6 protein-coding genes, 1 tRNA gene and 1 pseudogene are annotated in these 12,815 nt (G+C 39.0%); 4 read left to right on the top strand and 4 right to left on the bottom strand.

What is annotated here, in order from left to right; translation table 11 throughout:
* Positions 1-179 precede the first annotated feature (179 nt).
* A tRNA-Gln gene (locus K2F26_RS21410) sits at positions 180-251 on the top strand.
* Between the two features lie 277 nt (positions 252-528).
* On the opposite strand, the gene K2F26_RS21405 is transcribed toward K2F26_RS21410, so the two are convergent.
* Complete coding sequence (locus tag K2F26_RS21405; protein WP_194052006.1) at positions 529-1,008, bottom strand: hypothetical protein; 480 nt, start codon at positions 1,006-1,008, stop codon at positions 529-531.
* Positions 1,009-1,212: 204 nt separating this feature from the next.
* Between K2F26_RS21405 and K2F26_RS21400 the strand changes: the two genes are divergently transcribed.
* The gene (locus tag K2F26_RS21400) at positions 1,213-2,481 is read left to right on the top strand and encodes a hypothetical protein (RefSeq protein WP_220609399.1); all 1,269 of its coding nucleotides are present in this window, start codon (positions 1,213-1,215) and stop codon (positions 2,479-2,481) included.
* A 17-nt stretch (positions 2,482-2,498) separates the two neighbouring features.
* Positions 2,499-2,660, top strand: coding sequence for a hypothetical protein (locus tag K2F26_RS21395; RefSeq protein WP_220609398.1), 162 nt, complete (start codon positions 2,499-2,501; stop codon positions 2,658-2,660).
* A gap of 28 nt (positions 2,661-2,688) precedes the next feature.
* On the opposite strand, the gene K2F26_RS21390 is transcribed toward K2F26_RS21395, so the two are convergent.
* The 3 genes from K2F26_RS21390 to K2F26_RS21380 form a co-directional block, all read right to left on the bottom strand.
* A complete protein-coding gene (locus tag K2F26_RS21390) occupies positions 2,689-3,834 on the bottom strand; it encodes a SpoIID/LytB domain-containing protein (RefSeq protein ID WP_220609397.1) in 1,146 nt (381 codons plus the stop codon).
* A 163-nt stretch (positions 3,835-3,997) separates the two neighbouring features.
* Positions 3,998-6,229 (bottom strand): GumC family protein, encoded by a 2,232-nt coding sequence (locus K2F26_RS21385; protein WP_220609396.1) that lies wholly within the window; start codon positions 6,227-6,229, stop codon positions 3,998-4,000.
* 1,231 nt (positions 6,230-7,460) lie between these two features.
* Positions 7,461-8,474, bottom strand: a complete 1,014-nt coding sequence (locus K2F26_RS21380; RefSeq protein WP_220609395.1) for an NB-ARC domain-containing protein — start codon at positions 8,472-8,474, stop codon at positions 7,461-7,463.
* A 131-nt stretch (positions 8,475-8,605) separates the two neighbouring features.
* Here K2F26_RS21380 and K2F26_RS24985 point away from each other — a divergent pair.
* Positions 8,606-12,223: pseudogene (locus K2F26_RS24985) on the top strand (beta strand repeat-containing protein); the annotation flags it as partial.
* Positions 12,224-12,815: the final 592 nt, after the last annotated feature.

Here is a 12,815-nt window from a genome sequence, read left to right as displayed (position 1 = left end):
AGGGATCACAACCTTCCCTCTTTTTTTGCCCCAAATCCCTCAGATCCACGATTTCTCCAAGAAGTCCGGTATCTTCTATAGCCCCCTGCTAACAAATCGGAAATTTTTTGGAAATTTTTTGGAAAAAACCCTTGACAAAACCTATGGGGTTACTGCTATATTATTTAAAGACAAGGCGATGGGGCGTAGCCAAGCGGTAAGGCAGCGGGTTTTGGTCCCGCCATCCCTAGGTTCGAATCCTAGCGCCCCAGCATTATCAAATAATTATTAAGGGTAGATTCAAAAGTCTACCCTTTTTGGTATATTAGATTTTGGATTTGGGAGCATCCCAAATGTGTAAATCTATTTTATCTAACGAAATAAAATGATCCAAGGGACTGATATGATTGAACCGCAAAGGGCGCAAAGGACACAAAGGTAAGAGAATTTAAGAGATTTTTTAGTGTTGCTGCGGACATTTTTTTTAAGTTGGGATGCTCCCTTGGATTTTAGATTTGGGATTTTAGATTTACCAATTACTCAATATTGTTATTTTTCGGGTGATTTTAAAGCTTGATCTAAAATTTCTCTAGCTTGTTCAGCTTTCGCTTTTGCTTCTTGATAACGAATATTAGCTTGGGCGAAATTTTTGAGAACCTTGAAACCTTCCTTGAGACGGGTAATTTCTTCCTCAGTGACAGTATTATCAGAAAATAGAACATCAACAGCTTTACGAATTTCTAAAGCTTCAGTGCGGGTTTCCTGGACTTTTAACTTGAGTGTAGCCAAATTGCTGAGAACTTGTACAGCTTGGGTAATGGCATCCTCACCGCTAGTATTATCAACAGTTGGTTCTTTGACTTCTATTAACTGTTGGGGACCAAATCCTTCTTCTAATTCTGTGGGTAGTTTATCAGCTTCCATCAGTTCCATCAACTGATCCATTGCTTTATCACGAGCTTTAGCCGAATCTTTACCAGGAACAGTCAGGATAATTTCTGGGCTTTGAGCAAGAGTATATTGAACCATAGTAGGCGGAAAATTTGCTGGTTTACCAAGATTGTATTTAATTGTAACATTTAAATTAATTGGTAATTGGTAATTGGTAATAATTTATTCCCACTGTCACCTGTCACCTGTCACCTGTTCCCTGTTCCCTGTTCCCTGTTCCCTCTTGATAAATTATTTATACTAAATAAAAGCACTATAAAATCAAACAGGACAGGAGAGACAATGACTCCCAATCCCGCTATTATGCGATCTGTGGAACAATTAGGCTACCGTGTGACTGTGGGTGATGTAGCTAGTCAAGCGGGTTTAAATGTGGCTGAAGCGAACCAAGGTTTATTAGCTTTAGCGTCTGATGCTGGTGGACATTTACAGGTAGCAGAAACAGGTGATATTGTTTATCAATTTCCCCAAAATTTTAGAACAATTTTAAGAAATAAATATTTGCAGTTGCGTTTGCAAGAATGGTGGAAAAAAATTTGGGGAGTGCTGTTTTATTTAATTAGAATTTCCTTTGGAATTTTGTTAATTGCTTCGATTGCGCTGATTACTCTCACTATCATTATCATTATTACTGCTGCTAATTCAGATCGAGATGAAGATAATAGAGGTAGCGGTGGTGGGTTTAATTTCTTCTTTTTGCCGGATTTATTTTGGTATTTTAGTCCTGATTATTATGCCGAAGAAAGACGCAGAGAAAGAAGAGAAAAGAGTGATTTCAATTTCTTAGAAGCTGTATTTTCATTTTTATTTGGTGATGGAAATCCGAATGCGAAATTAGAAGAAAGACGTTGGCGAGAAATTGGCACTGTAATTAGAAATAATCAAGGGGCGGTGGTTGCGGAACAAATTGCACCTTATTTAGATAATTTGGGTGAAAAATATCAACAAGAATATGAAGATTATATGTTACCTGTGTTGGTGCGATTTAATGGTAAACCCCAGGTAAGTCCTGAAGGACAAATTGTGTATTATTTCCCCGAGTTGCAAGTACAAGCTAGTAAAAAACTCCGTCAACCAGTAGATCCATATTTAGATGAAAATCTATGGCGGTTTAGTGCTGCGAGTTCAGGACAAATTATGCTCAGTGCTGGTTTGGGTGTGGTGAATATTGTGGGAGCTTTGATATTAGGAAGTTTATTAAAAGGTGGAGAAGTTGCAGCCCAAATAGGGGGATTAGTTGGTTTTGTCCAAGGAATTTATTGGTTGTTGTTAGCTTATGGAATTGGTTTTTTAGGAATACCGTTAGCGCGTTATTTTTGGATTAAATGGCGTAATGGTAAAATTGCAACTCGTAACCGTGAACGTTTAGAAAGGGCGAGAATTTTAGCGAATGCGGATGATACTTTACAGCAGAAGATTGATTTTGCTCGTCAGTTTGCTGGTGAGAAAGTAATTGGTAAAGAAGATTTAATTTATTCTAGTGATAGAGATTTATTAGAGCAGGAATTTGAGCAGGTGAAAAAGCAGAATTTGTTAGATGAAGAGAGGTGACAGGTGACAGGTGACAGGTGACAGTGAAGAGAGCAGGGGAAGCAGGGGAAGCAGGGGAAGCAGGGGAAGCAGGGGAAGCAGGGGAAGCAGGGGGAGAAAAATTAGTTCTTTATTCTTCAATTCTTCTTTCTCCTGAACTCCTGCCTCCTGCCTCCTGCCTCCTGACTCCTGACTCCTGACTCCTGACTCCTGACTCCTGACTCCTGACTACTTAGCTTGAATAGGAGTTAAAGCCACACCTTTGTAATAATGTCCTAAAATTTGCAGGTGGTTTGCTCCTTGTTTAGCTAGGTTGTATGCTCCCCATTGACTCATACCTAAACCATGTCCAAAACCTAATCCTTGGAGGGTAAAGTTACCATTTGCGTCTTTGTTGAGGGTGAAACGGGTACTTCTCAGTTTTAGTGCGGTGCGGACTGCTTCACCTTTGAGGACTTTTGTACCTTGATCTCCCACAATTCTTAAAGTTTTAACACTGCGGAACGGGGAGAGAGATTCAATGATCATATCTCTGACGTTACCGACTCCAGAAATGCGAGAGCTAATTTCTCCTGGGGTGAAGGTTCTGCTCCAGTTGCATTCTTTGATGTTTTGATCGAAGTCTTGAACAGCGCGTAAATAAGGAAGAGGGTTTCCCCAAACGTCTTCTACGTTTTCGGTGTGTCCACCAGAACAGGCATGAAATACTGAGAGAATTATTCGGTTGTCGTAGGTGAGGACTTGACCGGCTGTGCTATCTACTGCGGCGTAGGTGTTGCGAGATTCGCTGCTGACACCTTTGTAAATTTGCCAGCGATCAGGGGTATCTCCTAAGTCAAAAATGGGGTTGTTGCGTTGTTGTTCTCGTTTGTAGAGGGCATAGGTGCGGGCGGCGATCGCTTGGGCTTTTAAAGCTTCTTGCGGCCAGCTAGAGTTCATTTCTCCACCGATGACGCTGTAAAGATATTCTTCTAAGTCTACCCAGTTAACAGCGGTTAAGCCGTTTTCGGTAGGGATAACCAAAGTTCTACCGCGAAACCAGCGATCGCCTATATAAACAAATCCTTTAGCTGTAGGTTCAATCCAAAATAAACCAGATTGCCATTTATCTAACGCTACTCCTCCGGGAACTGCTTGCGCTGCATAAGCACTCATTCCTGGTAGTTGTCCCAGGGTACGGCCAGAACTATCTTTAACTATTGCTGTCGTGGAAGCACCAACTTTAACTTGATTGACTCCCTTTTCAATGGCCACACGCAGGATCACAGATGCTTGAGCAGGAGCAACTACAATAAACCATAACAGGATACCTATCCACCAATGTTTTCCTTGAATTTGGGAAAATAAAGCGCCTAAATAAAGTTGGATTTTCATGCTGACCGTTGAATCACAAGCCTCTACCAGTTTAAAAGATATTTTTCCTTGTGAGAAAGTTGCGACTTCAACTTTAGGAGATCAAGGAGTCAGGAGTTCAAGGAGTCAGAAGTCAGAAATCATAGAAAGTTCTTCTTCACTGTCACCTGTCACCTGTCACCTGTCACCTGTCACCTGAATTATTGACTTCATTGGCAACAATACCAATTAAATTTAACTGACTCAAAATTTCTGTTGTTTGCATTAGTTGATGTGGTGTTAATTGCCCGATGCGTCCGACGATGACAATACCATTAGAAACAGAGGCAATAATTCTAGCATCAACACTATCTAAAATAGAAGAAGTATCTATTAAAACTAGATCATAGATTTTTTCAAAGGATTCAATTAATTCTTTGAGTCTTCCTGAACTGAGGAGATTGGTAACATCATCTGGTTTTGGTCCAGCAGTCAAAACATCAATTGATGGGTGAATAGGTTGGATATAATTTTGAAATTGTGTCTTGATGTCATCCAGCAATAATAAAGATAAACCCCAATCATTAGAGATTCCCAAAATTTTGTGTAAGCTGGGCGATCGCAAGTTAGCATCAATGACTAATACCCGTTGGTGCATATTCGCTGCACTCGCTCCCAACCCTAAAGTTAAGGTTGTTTTCCCTTCTCCCGGTAGTGCAGAAGTCAACATCAAGGATTTAAAAGGTAAGGAATTTTTAAAGATTTGCAGATTTTGGTAAATCATATCCAGGGTTTCATGACTGGATAATTTACTTTGGTTTTCTGTAATTATGTTTTCTGTAACCGCCGATGCTGTTTTTTCTTGCTTCTGTCTCAATATTTCTTTCAATCTGCTTTTCCAACTAGGTTTACCCAATTTTGGCACAGAACCAAGTAATCTGATATTTGTTAGTTTTTGTAAATGTAAAGGTGAAAAAATTGCCTTGTTAAACATTTCCCAAATTAAGGCTACAATCACACCTAAAATTGGTCCAGTTACTATTCCACCAATAATCAATAACCATTTTTTTGTACCAATATAAATACCTACTGCTGGTTCTTCCAAAATTTTCCATTCAAATCCGCTTTGAGCAATTTTCAATCCTAATGATTGTTGGAATTGCACCAGTTGTTCAAGTGTTTGACGTTGGATTTTTACATCTGATAGCAAACGATTATATTCTGATATGAGGCTGGGGTATGTATTTAACTGTGTGCGAATTTCTTGTTCAGATTTAACTAAGTTATTTTCCTTATTCATGAGTAAATTGCGTTGTTTACTCAACCCGGCTAACTCCTCAGATAATTTGTTATCAACAGTTAATAAATTCTCTGTATTTTTATCAGTATTAGTAGCTGTATTTTGCAATTGTTCTTGTAATAATGCCATCTGAAGTTGGCGTTTTTCCTTCAGTCTGATCACCACTGGAGAATTATCGGTGTAGCGCAAACGCTCCTGAGCTAAATTAGTTTCTGTTTTTCTAAGTTCATTGACTAAAGCTTCATAGTTACTGGAACGATTTAAACTAGCATTTAACTGTGCATTCTTTTGGGAAGATGCTAATTTTTGTTCTAGACTTTTGTAGCGATTTTCTACAGTTTCGAGTTGTAAACGGTTAGTTTGTCGTTGTTTATGAATATCAGCCAGAGATTCTAACAATATTTTACTTTGTATTTGTGGATCAATTACATTATGTTTCCTGCGAAAAAATGCTAATCTTTTTTCAGCCGCTAATGTCTCGTTCTGTAACCTTGGTAATCGGTTGTTAACAAACGCTAAACCTTGATTAACACGCTGATTTTTTTGTTCAATATTATAGTCTTGATAAACTTTTTGCAGAGCTTGTAATACTCTTTGGGTTTTGACAGGATCGGGGTCTTTAAATGAGACGACAAATACTTGATTATTAACCTCATTAGATGATAATTTTTCTTCTGCGGGTTTGATTTGCAAATATCCAGTTTTACCAGTATCACTGTTACCTTTGATATCTTCTAAGGTAATATTGGGATAATCAGCACGTAGTAAATCAACTGCTTTTTGTACTAGTTTAGAACTCAGCATTAATTTCATCTGCTGAGTATATTCTCTAGATGAATTATCAGAATTATTTAACTCACTGGTTACATCTATTTGGCTCTGTGTTTGGTTCTGTATTTGGCTCTGAGTTGATCGTAATTCTTGATCCAAATCATCAGTTACCATGATTTGCATAGAACTCTGGTACATCGGTTTTGTAATGACAGCCAAAAGACTTGTAACTGATATTACTGCACAGGAAACCCCCAAAATTAAAAAGCGTCTGTAAAACAAAATTGTAGCTATTTGTCTAAGATCAAATACGCTTTGTTTAGAGGTAGTAATTACTTGTTTACGATTGAGATGACTTGTAGCCACTATAAAAGTCCTCTACTATAAAAACAATATATCTGGAAGATAATGATGAGGGCAAATTTTGAGATCAAACTTTGAGATATTTTTCCTTGGAGATAATTGATACTCAAAGTTATTTCTTACATCAATAAGAGTTATTCTTTCCATGTTGATGAAGTGGAGCATCCCAAATGTGTAAATTTATTTTGATCTAGGGAAATAAAATGCTCCAAGTCTTGATATAATTGAACCGCAAAGGACGCAAAGGACACAAAGGTAAGAGATTGTGAGAGATTTTTTAGTGTTGTTGCGTTTATTTTGTCAAAATTGGGATGCTCCCGATGAACTACTTGACAGAACATATCCTACATAGCTCTTAGATGATTAATTCATCCCGATATATGTCCAGTCAGCACTATGATAGTAAATTTATTCATAAGAATTTTAAATATTTAATGAAGGATAAATAGGAAATATATTAAGCTTGATCAGAGGTACGCATTCAGCTATCAGTAATCAGTAATCAGCCGATAACTACAAAAGCAAAGATTCAGAGGTGTTTATTTCAGGAAAGTTACAGCAGATTCCATTGCTATGAGGTACAAATTTTCATAATAAAACTCTTGTGGGGTGGGCATCTTGCCCGCCCCTCCTGTACCGCATAACACCGGAAAGTGCTGTATCTGTTTCTTTTCATTCTGAGGATTTCAATATTCCAGGTTCATAACTGATGGCTGATGACTGACGGCTGAATGCTTAGACAGATAGTAGGGGTTTAGCAATGCTAAACCCCTACCCTACCTATCAGCAAAAATGACTCTCACATACCATACATCACAGTATCTGTCAATAGTACATTTTTTCTAATATTCAAGGTACATCAATATATTAGATATTTTTCTCTAAATGTCTCTCGAAAATTGCTGCTAATTTATAAAGTTTTGTATTGTTTTTGGCTGTTGATTTCTGAAACGACTATAAATAAAGGATTGTAGCAGCATGATTTCTGATGAATGCAAAATTGGCAATAAAAAACAAATTATGAAATTTGCTCAAATTATAGCAAATGGCTGAAAGTATTGCAAGTTCGTTGATAAATAAAAATAATTATCAATTATTTTGTAATAAATCTTAACTTAAATCCTAGTGACTTATGAATATCAAAACTATTAATAGACATTGATAATTTTTATTTATAATTTACTCAAAAATGATATTCTTGTCTGCATATTTGAATTATGATATGAATTATGAATTATTTTGGCCTCTGTCTCAGCAAGCTGTTAATATAATTACTAACTAATAAAGTATTTTGTTGTAGGAATTTCTCAATATCACCATTAAATAAGTCAATAATCATATTGGCAACAATTTTAATTTGTAGCGGATTATTACTATATAGCTGGCATAATTTATACTTAATCTCATCTGTTCCCAATAGTTGTTTTGATTGGAGCAGGGAAAAGGCTACTTCTGATGAACCCAACAAAGTCAAGGAACGTACCGATAATATCCACTGCTCCAAAAAAGCGACTTCGATAGGTTTCTCTAGGCTGGTGAAAATTACACAACTTTTATGGTTTGTTTCGGCAATTATGCTTAGGAAATTATTGTATTCATTATTCTCTGTCTCTAAAGCTATATCTAGGTTATCCAAGATAATTAGACAGCGATGGGTACGCAGATAATGGATGAGGCGATTGATGTCTGGTTTGCTTTGCTTGTGATGGGAAATTAGGCAAAGCATATCAGTAATCATATCATCAAAGGATGTGATAGTAGGTACTGAACGCCAAAAAACATAATCAAAGTGATTTTGAATTTGTTGTGCTAGATGGGTGACAAAGGTAGTTTTACCAACTCCACCCATACCTACTACTGCAACTAAGCGACAGCTATCTTGTATAATCCATGACTCTAGTTGTGTCAGTTCTTCCCTGCGTCCGTAAAATGCTGAAATATCAACCGCCGTTCCCCAATTTTGACTTGATATATTTGTTGTTTTCTTAACTATTTCCACAGACAGGGCTTGTGTTGAATGTACATCCTCATTAGTGATAGCAATTTCTCGCCAGTCGAGGTTTAACCTGCGACATAGTTCTTCAAAGGTTGTATAGTCAACAGCTTTACCAGTAATGAAACTGTTCACAGTAGTTGGAGAAAATCCTGTTTCATGAGCTAATGATCTTTGGTTGGGGTATCCATTGCGTGTAATTGCTATTTTAACTTGATCAATATAGTCGTGATGAACCTTGAGTGACCTTGGCATAAATAATCTTAATCTGAAAATTTACCCTTTGATGGAAATAATCGAGTTTTGAGTGGGAATTTTGTTAAACTTCGGACTTTTATAGATAATATCCTTTCATGATTTATTCTTGATCACAATCTATCTGTAGAGACACCCTTGTCGAAGGAGCAGAAACTGCCATCCTCACCGTTACATCAGGAACAGGCTACACCGTCGGCACATCAGCTAGTGCCACAGTCAATATTGCTGATAATGATCTACCCAGTATTAACCTGAGTGCTAACCAAACGGTAGTCGAAGGCAACACCAGTCCCCAAAATGTCACTTACACTGTGACTCTTTCCAGCGCCAGCACTGAAACGGTTACTGTTCAATATGCCACTGTTGGTAATACGGCTATAGCAGGGTCAGACTATACTACCACTAGCGGAACTTTAACTTTTGCTCCTGGTGTTACCAGTCAAGTCATCAATATTCCCATTTTCAATGATGACCTTAACGAAGCAGATGAAACCTTTACTCTCACCCTGTCTTCTCCCACCAATGCCAACTTGGGTACAACCACAACTGTAACTACAACCATCACCGATACCCTCACGGCTGATGTTACTACCACCCTACCAGCGGGGGTAGAAAACCTCACCCTGACAGGAACAGCAGCGATTAACGGTACTGGTAATGCTGGTAATAACGTCCTCACGGGTAACAGTGCTAATAATAGTCTTACTGGTGGAGCAGGTAACGACACTCTTAATGGTGGTGCTGGTATTGATGCCTTAATTGGTGGTTTAGGTGATGACGCTTACATTGTTGATAGCAATACTGACATCATTACCGAAAACGCTAACGAAGGTACAGATACCATTCAATCCAGTGTCACCTTTAGTATTAGTGCCATAACCAACATCGAAAATCTGACACTAACAGGAACAGCAGCGATTAACGGTACTGGTAATGCTGGTAATAACGTCCTCACTGGTAACAGTGCTAATAATACTCTTAATGCTGGGGCAGGTAACGACACCCTTGATGGTGGTGCGGGTATTGATGCCTTAATTGGTGGTTTAGGTAATGACGTTTACATTGTTGATAGTGCAACTGACATCATCACCGAAAATGCAGGGGGTGGTACAGATACTATTCAATCTAGTGTCACTTTTAATATTGTCACCAGAACCAACATCGAAAACCTGACACTAACAGGAGCAGCAGCAATTAACGGTACTGGTAATGCTGGTAATAACGTCCTCATCGGTAACAGTGCTAATAACATCCTCAATGGTGGAGCAGGTAACGACACTCTTGATGGTGGTGCTGGGATTGATACCTTAATTGGTAGTTTAGGTAATGACGTTTACAGTGTTGATAGCACCACTGACATCATCACCGAAAATGCAGGGGGTGGCACGGATACCATTCAATCTAGTGTCACATTCAGTATAGCCACCCTAACCAACATCGAAAACCTGACACTAACAGGAACAGATGCAATTAACGGTACTGGTAACGCTGGTAATAACGTCATCACAGGTAACAGTGCTAATAATAGCCTTGATGGTGCGGCTGGTATTGATACCTTAATTGGTGGTGATGGTAATGATACTTACTATGTTGACAATACTGGTGACACCATTACCGAAAATGCCAACCAAGGCACGGATACTGTTTACAGCACTACTAACTATACTCTGTCTGCAAATATCGAAGACCTCACCCTGACAGGAAGCGACGCGATTAACGGTACTGGTAACGCTGGTAATAACGTCATTACGGGTAGTAGTGCTGATAATATCCTTGACGGTGCATCAGGTAATGACACTCTCAATGGTGGTGCTGGTATTGATACCTTAATTGGTGGGTTGGGTGATGACGCTTACATTGTAGATACGACAACTGATACCATTACCGAAAATGCCAACGAAGGAACAGATACTATTTCTACCAGTGTCACCTATAGTCTTGCGGCTCTTGCTAACGTCGAAAATTTGACACTAGGAGGAACAGAAGCAATTAACGGCACAGGTAATGCCGCTAATAACGTCCTCACAGGTAACGCTGCTGATAATACCCTTGACGGTGCATCAGGTAATGACACCTTGGATGGGGGTGGGGGTATTGATATCTTAATTGGTGGAGATGGTAATGATACTTACTATGTTGACACTACTGATGACACCATTACCGAAAATGCCAACGAAGGCACGGATACTGTTTACACCACCACTGACTATGCTCTGTTGGAAAATTTGGAAAACCTCACCCTGACAGGAACAGCAGCCAATGGTACTGGGAATGATGGTAATAACGTCATCACAGGTAACGAACTCGATAATATCCTTGATGGTGGGGCTGGGATTGATACCTTAATTGGTGGTGATGGTAATGATACTTACTACGTTGATGATAGCAGTGATATCATTACAGAAAATGCCAACGAAGGCACGGATACGGTTTACAGCACTACTAACTATACTCTATCTGCAAATATCGAAAATCTGACACTGACAGGAACAGCAGCAATTAACGGTACTGGTAATGCTGGTAATAACGTCATCACAGGTAACGAACTCGATAATATCCTTGATGGTGGGGCTGGGATTGATACCTTAATTGGTGGTGATGGTAATGATACTTACTACGTTGATAATAGCAGTGATATCATTACAGAAAATGCCAACGAAGGCACGGATACGGTTTACAGCACCACTAACTATACTCTATCTGCAAATATCGAAAACCTGACACTAACAGGAACAGCAGCCAACGGTACTGGTAATGCTGGTAATAATACTCTTACTGGCAACACAGGTAATAATATCCTGACTGGTAACACTGGTAATAATATCCTCAATGGTGCTGCGGGTACTGATACCCTCATCGGCGGTACAGGTAACGATATCTATGTTGTTGATACCACCAATGACACCATTACCGAAAATGCCAATGAAGGTACAGATACCATTGAATCGAGTGTCACCTTTACTATTGCCACTCTCGCCAACATTGAAAACCTGACCCTAACAGGAACAGCCGCCATTAACGGTACTGGTAATTCTGGTAATAATACTCTTACTGGTAACACTGGTAATAACACCCTCAATGGTGGTGCGGGCGTTGATACCCTCATCGGCGGTACAGGTAACGATATCTATGTTGTTGATACCACCACTGACACCATTACCGAAAATGCCAATGAAGGAACAGATACCATTCAATCTAGTGTCACCTTTACTATTGCCACTCTCACCAACATCGAAAACCTGACTCTGACAGGTTCAGGCGCAATTAACGGTACTGGTAATGCTGGTAATAATACTCTTACTGGTAACACTGGTAATAACATCCTCGTTGGTGGTGATGGTAATGACTTGCTGACTGGGGGAACTGGAAAAGATACTCTCACCGGAGGAGTGGGAGTTGATCGTTTTGACTACCGCACTTTAGCTCATTCTGTCTTCAATACCTTTGATGTGATTACTGACTTTAATGCTACTGTTGGTAATGATTTATTTGTTGTTGCCACTGCACGTAGCGCATTCAATAATGTGGGATCTGTTGCAACTCTTGATGCTGCTGGGATTGCCGCTAAGTTAACTACCGCTGCTTTTACAGCTAACTCTGCTGCTCAATTCTCCTTTGGTAGTCGTACCTTTGTGGCTATTAATGATGCTACAGCCGGGTTTAGTGCTACTGCTGATGCCATTGTTGAGGTGACAGGTTTAACAGGTACTTTGGGACTGAGTAACTTTACCACTACCTTAGCCTAGTTCTTGGTAGCTTTTAGGTAAATCAAATTGTAGAGATGTTTGATGAAACGCCTCTACATCAGTTCTGTAATTGATGGAATATGTACGGGTTTAGCAATGCTAAACCCCTACTAGCAAAAATCACCTTGATTTTTCATTAGTCTACTAGTGGACTTCGTTTGTATAGTAGCGAATTATATTCGCCATAAACTTTTAAAACATCTTCTTAAAAAAAATATTAAATAAACCTCAGATGATGTCTGAAAAGTTTTTCATGTATAAATGAACCCCTCTCCAAACTTATCCCCTGCAAGCGGAGAGGCTTTAAAACCCCCTTCCCTTGTAGGGAAGGGGGCTAGGGGGTTAGGTTGTTGGAAATTACGGGTTTCATATAATACTTTTCAAACAATCTCTAACCAACCCCTCCCCGACTTTTCTGACTTTAGAGATCCGACTTTTCCCATTGACAGAGGTAATAATAAATAGCTATAATCAGGATATAAGCAGTACGTCATACAACAAAACTCTACTCATAGCTGTAGCAATAATTATTATTACTATTAAAAAAATAGAAAATTAAAGATTTTTTCTCTATTCCCCGTTCCTTGTTCTC

The organism is Sphaerospermopsis torques-reginae ITEP-024 (genome assembly GCF_019598945.1).
Taxonomy (GTDB): Bacteria; Cyanobacteriota; Cyanobacteriia; order Cyanobacteriales; family Nostocaceae; genus Sphaerospermopsis.
The sequence above is the reverse complement of the archived record's forward strand: the minus strand, read 5'-3'. Positions and strand labels throughout refer to the sequence as shown.